This window comes from Arthrobacter sp. 135MFCol5.1 (assembly GCF_000374865.1).
Classification (GTDB): domain Bacteria; phylum Actinomycetota; class Actinomycetes; order Actinomycetales; family Micrococcaceae; genus Arthrobacter.
In genome coordinates, this window is the sequence record NZ_KB895469.1 from 14,022 (window position 1) to 28,618 (window position 14,597).

The window sequence follows — 14,597 nt, forward strand, 5'->3', positions numbered from 1 at the left end:
TGATGCAGTGCCAAAAGGTTTAAGCAGGCCTCTTAGTGATCCAGATCACGGCATTATGGCGGATTTAATTGCGCATTGGTCTAGACCAGTTACGCGGATTTAGTCACTGTTAATCCGGATTCAGCCTCCGGAGACAAGCGACCGCAGGCTTTTTTGAGGTCTTCCTCGGCTTCGAAGAGGGAAAGCCGGCGGTTCCGCACGGACTGGACCAGACCAGTGACTGTCAGCAGGAGGACCCGCGCGCCCACCGCATCGCCGCACGCGCCGGCAACGAGCTTCTCGCTGAGCGCGTCGATCTCGCGCAGGAGCTCCGTGGTATCCCGCTCCGGCAGGTACACACTCCGGCTCAGGCACTGTTCCACGGCAGGCTGCATGACGCGCATGTGGAAAATCTCCATCACCAGGCCGGAGAGGGCACGGCCGCGGAAACGCGGCGATGATCCACGGGCACCGGCCTGCAGTTCGTCCAGCTGGTGCCGGAAGAGCGCGAGCATCAGGTGGGTGGGAGACGGGAAATACCGGTAGAGCGTCCCCAGCGGGACGTCGGCTTTTTCTGCGACTTCGGAGAGCTCCACAGCGTCCAGTCCCTTGCGGGCAAACGCTGCGGCGGTGTCGAGGATCCGCGCGTAACGGAGGCGCTGGCGGGGAGCGGAAGGCCGGGCGGCCATGGGCGGATGGTCTGAAAAAGTCTCGGGCATCAGCATTCCGGGGTTGTGTTTTAGGGGACTGCGGCCAGGAGTGCCCCCACTTCCGTACCACCCTGCAGCCCGGTTCAACTATACGGCAACCGCACCGAGCAGGTTGGTCAGCGGGCTTACCTTCGGCCGCCTTCGGGTCAGTCCACGCCCTTGATCTTGACGACGAAAACAGCGCCCAAAAGCCCGATGACGGCGGCGGTGAGGAACAAGGTCCGGTAGCCGCCCGCGTACGTCACGGCCCCCAGCGCCAGGGCCGGGGCAACCACCTGGGGCAGGGAGTTGGCCACATTGATTACGCCCATGTCCTTGCCGCGGCTGACGGCGAACGGGAGGACCTGGGTCAGCAGAGCGAAGTCCACCGCGAGGTAGGCACCGAAGCCGATGCCCAGGACCGCTGCCCCCGCGAGGGCGCCCGGCCACACGGGGAAGAACGCCATGATGGCCCCGGCCATGGCGATCGTGGCGGATGAACCGATGACGAATGGCTTCCGCCTGCCCACCCTGTCGCTCCAGGGACCGGCCAGCACGGCAGTGATCATCACCATCACCGCATAGATGCCGGTCAGGACCAGTACCCCCGCGGCCGGGTCAGGGTAGCCGATCACGTCCCGCAGGAAGAACAGCAGGTACACGATGGTCAGCTGGTTGCCCACGTTCACCAGGAACCGCGTCAGCCACGCCCAGGCGAAGTCCGGATACCGCGCCGGGCTGATCCAGAAGCCCTTGGCAAAGACGCGGGGGCGGAAAGCCTCCAGTTCCGACGCCGGCAGGACGGGATCGTTCCGGTGGAAGAGGTACGGCAGGACGGACAGCAGGAGGGCCGCGGCGCACAGCCAGTAGCCCACCATGAAGTTGCCGGCAACCACCGCCCCGAAGACGGCGCCGGTGAGGATGCCCAGGGTCTGGCCCATGGCCGCGAGCCCGCCCACGCCGCCGCGCTGGGCCACGGGCACCCGGTCCGGGACGGCGGCGGTGATGGCAGCATAGGCGGCGTTCGCACCCAGTTGCACCAGGCACCAGAAAAGCACCATGAGCGCCACGGCGCCGGAAAACGACATCGCCAGCAGGGCCGCCGTCGCCAGCACCGCCCCTGCCAAAATCCACGGGGCACGGCGGCCAAAGCGCGAGGTGGTCCGGTCCGAGAGGGCGCCGAAAAGCGGGTTGGCCACCAAGGACACGGCGGCACCGCAGGCCGTCACCAAGGAAAGGATGGCTTCCTTGCTGGGCGCATCGATACTGATGGCCTGTTGGCCGATGAACACGTTGATCGGGCCGAAGAAGGCGGCGTTGATGCCGACGTTCACCAACACCAGGCCGGTGACCCACCGAGCGGTGACCTTCTGCACCGGCTCGGCGAGCGCCGCCGTCGCACTTTCCGGTGCGGAGCCGCCCGGCGGCAGAGGCTTCTTGGACAGACTCATTGGCTTGGCTCCCCCTGGTGCGGCCGGTTGGCGGTGGGAATCAGACTATCGTGGGCCGTACCTGGCCGCGGGGCCCCGCCCCGGTGCCCCGTCACTGAAGACCAAGGAGCAACAGATGAGCGCACCCACTCCCGCAGGAAACCCAGCCGTGAACACTGCAGACCTCTATGACGAACGCGGCTCCGAACTGGCATCGATCTCCCTGCAGTTCCAGTCGCTGGGCGGACGGACGCATTTCAACGGCCCGGCCCGGACCATCCGGTGCTTCCAGGACAACGCCCTGGTGAAGTCGACGCTCGCATCCCCGGGGAACGGCGCCGTCCTGGTGGTGGACGGCGGCGGATCGCTGGGGACGGCCCTCATGGGGGACATGATCGCCGAAAGCGCCGTGGCGAACGGCTGGGCCGGCGTCGTGATCAATGGCGCCATCCGGGACCGGGAGGCCCTTGCCCGGCTGGACCTTGGGGTCAAGGCACTCGGCAGCAACCCGAAGAAGAGCCTGAAGGCCGGCGCCGGGGAGGTCGACGTGGACGTGGTGATCGACGGCGTGACCATCCGTGCCGGGGCCGCCATCTGGTGCGACCCGGACGGCATCCTCGTGGAGGCCTAGGCAGGGAGCGCCGCCCGGCAACGGCAACCGCAGAAAGTTGGCAGGGCGGGGAATAAAAAGTGCGAGTAAGATAGTTACTGAAAGCAACTATCGCTGCTTATATCCTTTTCTTCCCCTGGAGCTTCCATGTCCAAAGCCTCTGCCGCGCCCCGCGCCGGAGAAACACTGACGCAACGCCAGATCGTCACGGTAATGGTTGGCCTGATGCTGGGCATGTTCCTCGCATCCCTGGACCAGACCATCGTTTCGACGTCCATCTACACCATCGCCAACGATCTCGACGGGCTCTCGCTGCAGGCGTGGGCCACCACCGCGTACCTGATCACGTCCACCGTCAGCACCCCGCTGTACGGCAAGCTGAGCGACATCTTCGGCCGCCGGCCGCTGTACCTGACGGCCATCGCCATCTTCCTGGTGGGTTCGCTGTACGCGGGCTCGGTGCACTCGATGACCGAACTGGCCATTGCCCGCGGCATCCAGGGCCTCGGCGCGGGCGGGCTGCTGGCCCTGGCGCTGACCATCATCGGCGACATCGTCTCCCTCAAGGACCGTGCCAAGTTCCAGGGCTACTTCATGTCCGTCTTCGGTATTTCCTCGGTTCTCGGCCCTGTGGTGGGCGGCGCGTTCGCCGGATCAGCCAACATCCTGGGCTTTGACGGCTGGCGCTGGGTCTTCTTCATCAACATCCCCATCGGCCTTGCCGCCCTGACGGTGGTGTTCCTGTTCCTGCACCTGCCGGCGAAGCACCTGAAGCAGAAGATCGACTACTGGGGCGCCGCGGCCATCACGGTGGCGATCGTTCCGCTCCTGCTGGTGGCCGAGCAGGGCCGCTCCTGGGGCTGGGCCTCGGTCAACTCCTTCCTCTGCTACGGCCTGGGCGTCGTGGGCATTGCCTGGTTCCTGCTCGCCGAGAAGCGCGCCGGCGACTACGCCCTGATCCCGCTGCGGCTCTTCCACAACGTCACGTTCGGGCTGTCCTCGCTGCTGAACTTCATCATCGGCATCGGCATGTTCGGCGCCATCGCCATGCTTCCCATGTACCTGCAGCTGGTGAAGGGCCTCACCCCCACACAGGCGGGCCTGATGATGATCACCTTCACGGTGGGCATCCTGTTCGGTTCCATCACCGCCGGCCGCACCATTTCCGCGTCCGGAACGTTCCGCATCTTCCCCATCATGGGCACCGGCATCCTGACCGCTGCCGCCCTGGTGATGGGCTTCTCCCTGGGCGTGGACACCGGGTTGTGGGTTCCCGGCCTCATCGCCGTGTTCTTCGGCGTGGGCCTGGGCTTTTGCATGCAGCCCCTCACCCTTGCCATGCAGACCTCCGTTCCGCCGCGCGACATGGGCGTAGGCACCTCCTCCGCGGCGTTCTTCCGCTCCATGGGCGGCGCCGTAGGTACCGCCGTGTTCATCTCCATGCTCTTCAGCCTGGCCGCCAGCCGGATCGCGGACGGCATGAAGAGCGCCACCACGGATCCTGCCTACCTCGCCGTCCTGAAGGACCCCGCCGTCGCGTCCGATCCCGCCAACGCCAAGCTGTATGACTTCTTCAAGAACGGCGCCTCCAACGATTCGCTGAACGACACCAGCTGGCTGCACACGGCCAACTCCACCCTGACCAGGCCCATCACCGAAGGCTTCGCCACCTCGATCGACACCGTGATGCTGACCGCTGCTGCCCTGACGGGCCTGGCGTTCCTCATCAGCTTTGCGTTGCCGCGGAAGAAGCTGACGGACCAGAAGGCCTCGCCGCAGGACAAGGACGACATGCAGATTCCGGCCCACTAGGCCCGGAAGCGCACGGAGAAACGACGACGGCGGCACGGCCCGCCGTCGTCGTTTTTCGTTGCGGGGCAAGTTGTGGGGCAAGGGGCGCCAAGTGGAACCTGCGGCGGTGGCGTGCCACACTGTTTAGCGCGTGTGCGCCGGCCCTTCGGGCCGGTACAGCAGCCGACGACGTCCGCACCGCATCCATAAACCCCCAACACCAGGGAGAACCATGCCCACTGCACAGGAGCAGACAACCACCCGGATTCCACGGCGGGTGATCTGGCTGGCGCTCGCGGGGGCGGTGGGCGGATTCCTCTTCGGCTTCGATTCGTCCGTGGTCAACGGTGCCGTGGACGCCATGAAGGAAGAATTCGCACTGTCCGAGGCCGTGACCGGCTTCGCCGTCGCCATCGCCTTGCTTGGCTGCGCCGCCGGGGCCTTCCTGGCCGGCAAGGTGGCGGACCGCTACGGCCGCATTCCCGCCATGAAGCTGGGCGCCTTGCTCTTCCTGGTCAGCGCCGTGGGCACGGGCTTCTGCTTCGGCGTCTGGGACCTGATCTTCTGGCGCCTGGTGGGCGGCCTGGGCATCGGCCTGGCATCCGTGATCGCCCCCGCCTACATTTCCGAGATTTCACCGCGCAAGGTCCGGGGACGCCTGGCCTCCCTGCAGCAGCTGGCCATCACCACCGGTATCTTCGCGGCCCTGCTCTCCGATGCGCTCCTGGCCACGACGGCCGGTGGCGCGGACCAGTCGTTCTGGCTCGGTATCGAGGCCTGGCGGTGGATGTTCCTTGCCGCCGCCGTTCCCGCCGTCGTGTACGGCTGGGTGGCCTTCACGCTGCCTGAATCCCCGCGCTTCCTGGTGTTCCAGGGCAAGGAGGACCAGGCACGGAAGGTCTTCGATTCGATTGCGCCCGCCGAGGACACCGACCGGCACATCCGCGACATCCGGGAAGCCATCGAGGAAGACAAGCTGGCCGGCCAAAAGGGTTCCCTGCGCGGCAAGGCGTTTGGCCTGCAGGCGGTGGTGTGGGTGGGCATCATCCTGTCCGTGCTGCAGCAGTTCGTGGGCATCAACGTGATCTTCTACTACTCCACCACCCTGTGGAAGGCCGTCGGGTTCCAGGAAAAGGACTCGCTGGCCATTTCAGTGGCAACGGCGGTCACCAACATCCTGGTTACCTTGGTGGCCATTGCCCTCGTGGACCGTATTGGGCGGCGCCCCATCCTCCTCACCGGCTCCGTGGGAATGGCGGTGTCCCTGGGCGCCATGGCCCTTGCGTTCTCCTCGGCAACGGGCAGCGGCGAGGACATCACCCTGCCGGGCGCCTGGGGACCGGTGGCGCTCGTGGCAGCCAACGTGTTCGTGATCAGCTTCGGCGCGTCCTGGGGACCGCTGGTGTGGGTGCTCCTGGGCGAGATCTTCCCATCCAAGATCCGCGCCCGGGCCCTGGGCCTGGCAGCTGCCGCGCAGTGGGTGGCCAACTTCGCCATCACCCTCAGCTTCCCGGTGATGGCCGCAGGCTCGCTGCCCCTGACGTACGCCATGTACGCGCTGTTCGCGGCGGCTTCCTTCTTCTTCGTGATGTTCAAGGTGCCGGAGACCAACGGAATGTCCCTGGAGCAGGCAGAGACGCTGTTCGTGCCCAAGGGTTCCAAGAAGGCCTCGTAACGCCGCCCCGGCTTTCGCTGGAAACAACAAAACCCTCCATCACCTGGCGAGATGGAGGGTTTGTTTGTTGTCGGGCCGCTTACACCACGTGCGGTTCGTGTGAGGAGAGGTAGGTCCGGCCGCCGAGGGCGATCAGGATGGCCACCACCATGGCCGCCGCGCCGGCAAAGAACGGAACCTGCGGGCCAAAGTGCTCACCGAGCTGTGCAGCCGCGAACGGGGCCAGCGCGCCGCCCATCCAGCGGACGAAGTTGTAGCCGGAGGACGCCACCGGGCGGGGCGAATCGGAGACACCCATGGCCAGTTCCGTGTAGATGGTGTTGTTGACGCCCAGCAGGGCACCGGCGACGATCACCAGGACGACGACGGCCGGCACCGAGTGCCCCGCCGCCAGGCCCAGCCCGGCCAGGTCCAGCATGAGCAGGAACAACGTGCCGGTCAGCACCTTGACGGCACCGAAGCGGGCCTGCAGCGGCGGTGCCACGAAGACGGAGAACACAGCCACGGCCACGCCCCAGCCGAAGAAGACGCCGCCGATTCCGTAGGCGTTCATGCCCAGGATGAACGGGGTGAAAGCCAGGATGGTGAAGAAGCCGTAGTTGTAGAACAGGCCGCTCGCCGCCGTCGTCCGCAGTCCCTTGTGGCCCAGTGCCAGCAAGGGGTCCCGCAGGCGGACCTTGCGCTCGGGCAGCGGCGTCTTGGGCAGCAGGGCAATGAGGGCAATGAAGGCGGCCGCCATGAGGACGGCGGTGCCGAAGAACGGCGCGCGCCACTGCCAGCCGCCCAGGAGGGCGCCCAGGAGCGGGCCGAGCGAGATGCCCAGGCCCAAGGCGGCTTCGTAGAGGATGATAGCGGTCCCGGCACCGCCGCTGGCGACGCCGACAATGACGGCAAGGGCCGTGGCCACGAACAGGGCGTTGCCCAATCCCCAGCCGGCCCGGAAGCCCACCAGCTCACTGACGCTGGCAGACAGGCCGGAGAGCGAGGAGAAGACGACAATGACGGCCAGGCCGATCAGGAGGGTCTTTTTGCCGCCGATCCGTGACGAGACAAACCCTGTGATCAGCATGGCGAGTGCAGTGACCAGGAAGTAGCTGGTGAAGAGCAGCGAGACCTGGCTGGGGCTCGCCTGCAGGTTGGTGGCAATGGCGGGGAGGATGGGGTCCACCAGGCCGATGCCCATGAAGGCGAACACTGCAGCGAGCGCGGTGGCCCACACCGCCTTCGGCTGCTTGAGGAATGAGGCCTTTTCAGCCTGCAGGGTGTTTTCTGGTGCCGGCAGGGTTTCTGCGAGCTGGCCGTCCATGGAGGGTACTCCTAAATTCGTCACTGGTTCAGTTCTGGAGGGAAGCGTTGATTTTGTCGATGACCGGCAGCGCGTCAGCCAGGGCTTTGCGGTCCTGGTCGCTGAGGGTGCTCAGGATGCCTGCCATCACCTGGTTGCGGCGCCGGTTTGCCGAGTCGACGGCTTCCCGGCCCTCGGGGGTCAGGATCACCCTGACAGCGCGGGAGTCGTTCGGGTCCGGTTCACGGCGGGCCAGCCCGGCGCGCTCGAGCTTGATGATCTGCTCGGTGGCGCTGGGGACGCGGACCCCGAGATTGCGGGCGATCTCGCCGACGCGCTGGCCCTCGTCAAGCAGCATTTTGAGGGTGCTGAGCTGGGCGGCGCTGAGTTCACCGTCGGCGTCGAGGCGCCGGACCAGGTAGACGCTGTGGCGGAGGGCCTCGCGGAATCCGCTGGCAAGTTCCTGGAGTGCGTTATCGTCGTTCATCGTTAGGTAGCCTAACATTTAGGGCACCTAACAGTCAAGGCTCAGAGCGTCAACTTCATCCCGACATGGCTGGCCTCGAAGCCCAGCTGCTCGTAGAACCGGTGCGCCGCGCTGCGGCTGTGGTGCGTGGTCAGCTGCATCAGGGTGCAACCCCGGCGCCGGGACTCCGCGACGGCCCAGCCCACCATCAGCTTCCCCAGGCCCTGCCCGCGAAGGGACGCGGCAACGCGGACGCCCTCGAGCTGCGAACGCCAGGCACCCTGCCGGGAGATGCCGGGAAGGAAGCTGAGCTGGAAGGTGGCCACCACGGGGCCGGCCTGGTCCCCCACCGGCAGGGTCTCGCCGACGATCAAGAGGTGGGCGGGGTCGGCGTCGATCGCGTCAAAGGCCCGCTGGTAGGGCCCCATGTCCTGTGCGGTCTCGCGGCCGGCGCCCAGGGCGTCGTCGGCGAGCAGCTGCACCATGGCCGGGAGGTCGGCAGGGGTGGCATGGCGGAGGCGGAACGTACCGCCGTCGACGTCGGCGGTCAGCAAGGGAGTCACGGCAGGTTGGGTATCGGTCACCTGCCCAGCTTGGCACAGGATCTGAGCGGAGGTTTGGGGAAAGCGGGCAAAAGGTGAGCGGGCGTTGCGGGAAAGCGGGCAAAAGGTGAGCGGGGGTTTCCGGGGTATTGCACGACGGACGAACGCCGGCACCCACTCCTGCGATGAAGTGGGTGCCGGCGTCGCTGGGATGGCGCGCGTCAGGCGGGGGCGCCTGCCAGTTCGGCCTGCCGTTCCTCCACGAGGGTGGCGACGGCGCTGAACAGCGGGTGGTCCGCTTCAAGTCCGGTGATCCTGGCCGTGGCATCAGCCGGGCTGGCGGAGCCGAGGATGCCCGCGAGTTCGGTGGCCTCGGCGTCTGCGGGATCGTTGAAGCGGAGTGCGGCAGCGATCGCGCCCAGCAGGGCCTCCGGCACCACGCCGCGTTCTGCCAGCTCCGCCGCCGGGCCGATGAACCTCTCGTGGCGGCTCAGCTTCCGCAGCGGGGCGCGGCCCACCCGGTTGACGGTGTCCGGCAGGTAGGGGTTGGAGAACCGGACCAGGATCTTCTGGACATACGCCTCCTGCTCGTCGTTGCTGAACCCGTGCTTGGCCACCAGGAGCTGTTTGGTCTCCTCCAGCACCGCCCGGACATCTTCCGCCACATCCTGGTCCGCCATGGCGTCGGAGATCTTTTCCAGCCCCGCCTCAAACCCCAGGTAGGCGGCGGAGGCGTGCCCGGTGTTCACGGTGAAGAGCTTCCGTTCGATGTACGGCGAGAGGTCGTCCACGAAGGTGGCCCCGGGGATCACGGGCGCGGAGTCACCCAACGGGGTGCGGTCGATGACCCATTCGTAGAAGGTTTCCACGGTGACGTCCAGGCCTTGGCCGGGCTCCTGGTTGGGCACGATCCTGTCCACGGCCGTGTTCGCGAAGACCACCTTCCCATCCAGGGCCCCGGCTGCGGCGCCTGGCTGGGCGGCCACTTCCTTGGCCAGGATGTCCGTGGCGTTGATGGCGTTCTCGCAGGCCATCACCTGCAGGGGAGCCCGGCCGGGCTCCCTGGCGACGATGCCCTTGGCGATCACGGGCGCCACGAACTTCAGGATGTGCGGACCCACCGCTGTGGTGACGATATCCGCGGTCGCGATTTCCGCGACCAGCTCAGCCTCCTGGGTGTTGGAATTCAGCGCCCGGAAGTTGTCCACGGTCCGCACGGCGGGGTTCTCACCCACCTCGTGGACCGCATAGCTGTCCGCGGCCGCCAGCCGGGTGATCAGTTCATCGGCCACGTCCGCGAACACCACCTCGTAGCCGGCATCGTGCAGGAGCAGGCCCACGAAGCCGCGGCCGATGTTGCCGGCGCCAAAATGTACTGCCTTCACTATGAGTTGACCTTTCCGAAAAGCTCCAGGACTTCATCCTCGGACGTGGCAGCCTCGAGCCGGGCCACCTGCTCCTTGTTCGTGAAGACCTTGGCGATGGAGGACAGGATGTGCAGGTGTTCGTTGTTGATGCCTGCGACACCCACCACAAACTTCACTTCCTTGCCGTTCCAGTCGATGCCTTCGGGGTAGCGGATCACGGACACCGCGGACTTGCGGATGTGGTCCTTGGCGGCGTTGGTGCCGTGCGGGATGGCCAGGAAGCTGCCCATGTAGGTGGACACCGATTCCTCGCGCTCGTGCATGGCGGCGATGTAGCCCTCATCCACGGCACCCCGGGCCAGCAGGAGCCTGCCGGCTTCGTCAATGGCAGCGTCGCGGGTGGTGGCCGAACCCGTCAGGACCACGCTCTCCCGTGCCAGGATCTCGGAGGTCCCGGCCGTGGAAGCGGCGGTTCCTGCCGCGGCAGCGGGCGCAGCGTCCACCGGGGCTTCGGCGGCGTGCGCACCGTGGGTGGCGCCGGCGTCGGCCGAGCCTTCGCGCTCGGTGTTGCTCTCGCGGACCAGTTCAACAATCTCGTCATACCGCGGGCTGCTCATGAAGTTGTCCACGGAGTAGTGCACGGCGCTGGACGTCGCGGGCTTGGCACGCTCGGTGAGGTCCTGGTGGGTGACCACGACGTCGTAGCTGTCGGTGAGGTTGGCGATCGAGGCGTTGGTGACCTTGACGTCGGGGAACCCGGCGGCCTTGATCTTGTTCCGCAGCACCGAGGCTCCCATGGCGCTGGAGCCCATGCCGGCGTCGCAGGCGAACACCACGTTGCGCACCGGGCCGGCCAGGACGCCTACCCCACCGCGGCCGGCGGCCGCACCCGCGGCAGTTCCGACGCCGGCGCCGGTGAGGGTTGAGGCAACCGAGCTCTTCTTGCCCTTCATCTCTTCCATGCGGGCGGTGGCGTCGCCGAGGTCCGCCTCATCGCTGTGCTTGGTGGTCCGCAGGATGACCGAGGACACCAGGAAGGAAACTGCCGCCGCGAGGACCACGGACAGGATCACACCGAAGTAGCTGTCGCGGGAGGTCTGGGCCAGCACGGCGAAGATGGAGCCCGGGGCGGCCGGTGCCACCAGGCCGGAGTTGGTGACGGCGAGGGTGGCGATGCCGGTCATGCCGCCGGCGATGGCGCCGAGGATCAGCAGCGGGCGCATCAGGACGTACGGGAAGTAGATCTCGTGGATGCCGCCGAAGAACTGGATGATGGCTGCGCCGGGGGCCGACGCCTTGGCTGCGCCGCGGCCGAAGAACGTGTACGCGAGCAGGATACCCAAGCCGGGGCCGGGGTTGGCTTCGAGCAGGAACAGGATGGACTTGCCCTGGTCCAGCGACTGCTGGACGCCCAGGGGGGTGAGCACGCCGTGGTTGATGGCGTTGTTCAGGAACAGGACCTTGGCCGGCTCGATGAAAATGCTGGTCAGCGGCAGGAGGCCGTTGTGGACCAGGAACTGCACGAAGTTGCCCGCAGCAGTACTGAACGCAGTGACCAGGGGCGATATGCCGTAGAAGCCCAGCAGGGCCAGCAAGGCACCCCAAATGCCGGCGGAGAAGTTGTTGACCAGCATCTCGAAGCCGGGGCGGATCTTGCCTTCCCACAGCATGTCGATCTTCTTCATGGTCCAGCCGCCCAGCGGGCCCATGATCATGGCGCCGATGAACATGGGGATGCCGGCACCGACGATCACACCCATGGTGCCGATGGCACCCACCACGCCGCCGCGGACGTCGTAGACCATCTTGCCGCCGGTGTAGCCGATCAGCAGGGGCAGCAGGTAGGTGATCATGGGGCCAACGAGGCCGATGTTGGGCTTCCCGTCGGTCTCGCCGAATCCACCCAGCTGCGGCACCGGCAGCCAGCCCTTCTCAATGAAGAGGGCGGTGATGATGCCCCAGGCGATGAACGCCCCGATGTTGGGCATGATCATGCCGGACAGGAATGTCCCGAACTTTTGGACGTGCACGCGCGCGCTGGTGCGGGGTTTTGCAACTGTCTCTGTTGCCATGTGATTTCCTAACCGTCATTCCTGCTGCTCCGCAGGATGGTCCGAATGATTACGACGACGTAGTGCTGGGTAATGCGCTGATTGGGGCTTAGCCGGCGGTGCTGGTGGAGATCCGGTGCAGCCATTCGAGGAAAAGCTTGAGTTCCGAGCTGGAAAGCTGGTCAGAGTGCGAGGCCTGAAGTGCGGCGTTCAGGGCGATCGCTGCCACCACCACCGAGGATTTTCCGGTGCTGCCCGCGGCCGGGCCGCTGGCGGGATCGGCGGACACCGCGAAGATCATGGCGTCCCGGGTCATGGTGGACAATTCGAGGTTCCTCTCGGCGGCAGACTCCGCAATCAGCATCAACGTCACGCCCACGTTGGCCGCCAGGATGGACCTGGCCGCTTCCCTGGGCTGGACGTTCAGCTGGCCCGCCGCCGCTGCCTTGTTCAGCATCTCCTCCATCAGCGACTCGGCGTCCGCCACGATGGCGGGCCGGCTCTCCGGGCGGATGTTGCCAAACATCACCAGGTACAGCTCGGGCTGGTTCAGGCCGAACTGGACGTGGTTGTCCCACATTCTCCGGATGTCCTCAAGCGGCTGTCCGGAAGGGGCAAAATCCCTTTCGCCCGCGACATATTCCTCAAACCCTGCGGCGACGACGGCGTCGAACAGTCCTTCCTTGTCACCGAAGTGGTGGTACAGCGTGGGCGCCGAAACGCCCGCCAGCTGGGTGATCTGGCGGGTGGACACCGGCGCTCCCGCGGAATTTGCCAGCAACTCCGCGGCTGCGCGGAGCAGCCGCATTTTGGGGGGAAGCTGGCCATCCAAACTCATAACCGCTACCCTAGCACCTATAGCGTTGCTATATGAACTGAATCACATACAATTTTTTCAGGCACGTTTCCTGCCCTGGACGTAGCAGTCCACCGGGCAGCCCCGGCACGGCGCCGGAGACCTTGGCGGGCCTGTCTACCGGCAGAGAATGAGGACCTTCAGTGCAGAACTTCCCAGGAGTAGGCGTCAGTCCGGGCCGCGTCATCGGCACCATCCGCCAGATGCCCAAACCAATCAGCGAGCCGCCCGCAGGCGAGCAGCTGGCGGCCGGCACCACTGCCGAGGAAGCGACTGCAGCACTGAAGGCCGCGGCCCAGGCCGTGCACGACGAATTGAAGGACCGGGCCACCCATGCCGTGGGTGACGGCAAGGCCGTCCTGGAAGCCACTGCGTTGATGGCCAAGGACACCATGCTCATCAAGGGCGCGGCCAAGCTTGTGGCGCGCGGGACCTCCGCTGAACGCGCCATCTGGGAATCCGGCTCCTCGGTTTCCGAGATGCTGCACAACCTGGGCGGCTACATGGCCGAACGCGCCACCGACGTCCTGGACGTCCGTGCCCGGATCGTCGCGGAGCTCCGCGGGGTTCCCGCCCCCGGCATCCCCGCCTCCAACACCCCATTCGTCCTGGTGGCCGAGGACCTGGCGCCGGCCGACACCGCCACGCTGGACCCCAACAAGGTCCTGGCGCTGGTCACCGCTGGAGGTGGCCCGCAGTCCCACACGGCCATCATCGCCCGGTCCCTGGGCCTGCCGGCAGTCGTTGCCGCCGTCGGCGTTGACGAACTCGCGGACGGCACCGAAGTGTACGTCGACGGCGCCGCCGGCAACATCACCTCGGAACCGGACGAGACCCTCCGGGCGACAGCCGAGGCCTGGGCTGCCACGGCGTCGCTGCTGGCAGAATTCAACGGCACGGGCACGACGGCGGACGGCCACGAGGTGCCGCTGCTCGCCAACGTGGGCGGCGGCAAGGACGCCGAGGCTGCTGCGAAGCTCGGAGCCCAGGGTGTGGGCTTGTTCCGCACCGAGTTCTGTTTCCTGGAACGCGACACAGAACCCAGCGTCGAAGAGCAGGCCGCTGCCTATAAGAGCGTCTTCGACGCGTTCCCCGGCAAGAAAGTGGTCCTGCGCACGCTGGACGCCGGCGCCGACAAGCCCCTGCCCTTCCTGACCGACTCCACGGAACCCAACCCGGCCCTGGGGGTCCGCGGTTACCGCACCGACTTCACCACTCCCGGCGTCCTGGACCGGCAGCTGGAAGCCATCGCACTGGCCCAGCAGCAGTCCGAGGCCGACGTCTGGGTCATGGCCCCCATGATCTCCACCGCCGAGGAAGCCGCGCGCTTCGCCTCCATGTGCGCGGACGCCGGCATCAAGACCCCTGGCGTCATGGTGGAGGTCCCCTCCGCCGCCCTCACCGCCGAAGCGATCCTCCGCGAAGTGGGCTTCGCCAGCCTGGGCACCAACGACCTCACCCAGTACGCCATGGCCGCCGACCGCCAGCTCGGCCCCCTGGCCAACCTGAACACCCCGTGGCAGCCCGCGGTCCTGCGCCTCGTCGGGCTCACGGTTGAAGGGTCCAGGGCCGAAGGCCACAACAAGCCCGTGGGTGTCTGCGGTGAGGCTGCCGCGGACCCCGCCCTCGCCGTCGTCCTCACCGGGCTTGGCGTGACCACCCTGTCCATGACGGCCCGCTCGCTCGCCGCGGTGGCCGCCGTGCTGAAGACGGTGACGCTCTCCGAGGCCCAGGAACTGGCAAGACTTGCCCTCTCCGCGCCGAGCGCCACGGAAGCCCGCGCATGGGTCCGGGAGAAACTGCCGGTCCTGGAGGAACTGGGGCTCTGATCCGGAGGAACGGCCTCGCCTGCCGGC

The 14,597-nt window shown here is 66.8% G+C and carries 12 protein-coding genes; 4 read left to right on the forward strand and 8 right to left on the reverse strand.

Annotation, left to right across the window (positions count from 1 at the left end):
• Positions 1-89: 89 nt before the first annotated feature.
• On the reverse strand, positions 90-698 hold the full coding sequence (locus C563_RS0119015) for a TetR/AcrR family transcriptional regulator (RefSeq protein WP_018763663.1): 609 nt from the start codon (positions 696-698) through the stop codon (positions 90-92).
• Positions 699-835: 137 nt separating this feature from the next.
• Positions 836-2,119: an MFS transporter gene (locus C563_RS0119020; RefSeq protein ID WP_018763664.1), complete on the reverse strand. Its 1,284-nt coding sequence runs from the start codon at positions 2,117-2,119 to the stop codon at positions 836-838.
• 115 nt (positions 2,120-2,234) lie between these two features.
• On the opposite strand from C563_RS0119020, the gene rraA reads away from it, so the two are divergent.
• The 3 genes from rraA to C563_RS0119035 all read left to right on the forward strand — a co-directional run bounded on the left by rraA (position 2,235) and on the right by C563_RS0119035 (position 6,174).
• Complete coding sequence (rraA, locus tag C563_RS0119025) at positions 2,235-2,729, forward strand: ribonuclease E activity regulator RraA (protein WP_018763665.1); 495 nt, start codon at positions 2,235-2,237, stop codon at positions 2,727-2,729.
• Positions 2,730-2,855: 126 nt separating this feature from the next.
• Positions 2,856-4,520, forward strand: coding sequence for an MDR family MFS transporter (locus C563_RS0119030; RefSeq protein ID WP_018763666.1), 1,665 nt, complete (start codon positions 2,856-2,858; stop codon positions 4,518-4,520).
• A gap of 211 nt (positions 4,521-4,731) precedes the next feature.
• The gene (locus C563_RS0119035) at positions 4,732-6,174 is read left to right on the forward strand and encodes a sugar porter family MFS transporter (RefSeq protein ID WP_026265121.1); all 1,443 of its coding nucleotides are present in this window, start codon (positions 4,732-4,734) and stop codon (positions 6,172-6,174) included.
• A 79-nt stretch (positions 6,175-6,253) separates the two neighbouring features.
• On the opposite strand, the gene C563_RS0119040 is transcribed toward C563_RS0119035, so the two are convergent.
• The 6 genes from C563_RS0119040 to C563_RS0119065 form a co-directional block, all read right to left on the reverse strand.
• Entirely contained in the window at positions 6,254-7,480 is a 1,227-nt protein-coding gene (locus C563_RS0119040; protein WP_018763668.1) for an MFS transporter, read from the reverse strand.
• Positions 7,481-7,508: 28 nt separating this feature from the next.
• The gene (locus tag C563_RS0119045) at positions 7,509-7,946 is read right to left on the reverse strand and encodes a MarR family winged helix-turn-helix transcriptional regulator (RefSeq protein WP_018763669.1); all 438 of its coding nucleotides are present in this window, start codon (positions 7,944-7,946) and stop codon (positions 7,509-7,511) included.
• A 41-nt stretch (positions 7,947-7,987) separates the two neighbouring features.
• The gene (locus C563_RS0119050) at positions 7,988-8,479 is read right to left on the reverse strand and encodes a GNAT family N-acetyltransferase (protein ID WP_018763670.1); all 492 of its coding nucleotides are present in this window, start codon (positions 8,477-8,479) and stop codon (positions 7,988-7,990) included.
• Positions 8,480-8,688: 209 nt separating this feature from the next.
• The gene (locus C563_RS0119055) at positions 8,689-9,852 is read right to left on the reverse strand and encodes a mannitol-1-phosphate 5-dehydrogenase (protein ID WP_018763671.1); all 1,164 of its coding nucleotides are present in this window, start codon (positions 9,850-9,852) and stop codon (positions 8,689-8,691) included.
• Entirely contained in the window at positions 9,852-11,906 is a 2,055-nt protein-coding gene (locus tag C563_RS0119060) for a PTS mannitol transporter subunit IICBA (protein ID WP_018763672.1), read from the reverse strand. Before C563_RS0119060 ends, C563_RS0119055 begins: the two co-directional genes overlap by 1 nt.
• An 88-nt stretch (positions 11,907-11,994) precedes the next feature.
• Positions 11,995-12,723: a TetR/AcrR family transcriptional regulator gene (locus C563_RS0119065; RefSeq protein WP_026265124.1), complete on the reverse strand. Its 729-nt coding sequence runs from the start codon at positions 12,721-12,723 to the stop codon at positions 11,995-11,997.
• A 161-nt stretch (positions 12,724-12,884) separates the two neighbouring features.
• Here C563_RS0119065 and ptsP point away from each other — a divergent pair, with 161 nt between their 5' ends.
• A complete protein-coding gene (gene ptsP, locus C563_RS0119070; protein ID WP_018763674.1) occupies positions 12,885-14,570 on the forward strand; it encodes a phosphoenolpyruvate--protein phosphotransferase in 1,686 nt (561 codons plus the stop codon).
• The last annotated feature ends 27 nt before the right edge of the window (positions 14,571-14,597 follow it).

Excerpts from the sequence above, each read along its gene's own strand:
- rraA (WP_018763665.1), top strand. The coding sequence starts at position 2,235 with ATGAGCGCACCCACTCCCGCAGGAAACCCAGCCGTGAACACTGCAGAC.
- C563_RS0119040 (WP_018763668.1), bottom strand. The coding sequence starts at position 7,480 with ATGGACGGCCAGCTCGCAGAAACCCTGCCGGCACCAGAAAACACCCTG.
- C563_RS0119015 (WP_018763663.1), bottom strand. The coding sequence starts at position 698 with ATGCCCGAGACTTTTTCAGACCATCCGCCCATGGCCGCCCGGCCTTCC.
- C563_RS0119035 (WP_026265121.1), top strand. The coding sequence starts at position 4,732 with ATGCCCACTGCACAGGAGCAGACAACCACCCGGATTCCACGGCGGGTG.
- C563_RS0119065 (WP_026265124.1), bottom strand. The coding sequence starts at position 12,723 with ATGAGTTTGGATGGCCAGCTTCCCCCCAAAATGCGGCTGCTCCGCGCA.
- C563_RS0119030 (WP_018763666.1), top strand. The coding sequence starts at position 2,856 with ATGTCCAAAGCCTCTGCCGCGCCCCGCGCCGGAGAAACACTGACGCAA.
- C563_RS0119060 (WP_018763672.1), bottom strand. The coding sequence starts at position 11,906 with ATGGCAACAGAGACAGTTGCAAAACCCCGCACCAGCGCGCGCGTGCAC.
- C563_RS0119020 (WP_018763664.1), bottom strand. The coding sequence starts at position 2,119 with ATGAGTCTGTCCAAGAAGCCTCTGCCGCCGGGCGGCTCCGCACCGGAA.
- C563_RS0119045 (WP_018763669.1), bottom strand. The coding sequence starts at position 7,946 with ATGAACGACGATAACGCACTCCAGGAACTTGCCAGCGGATTCCGCGAG.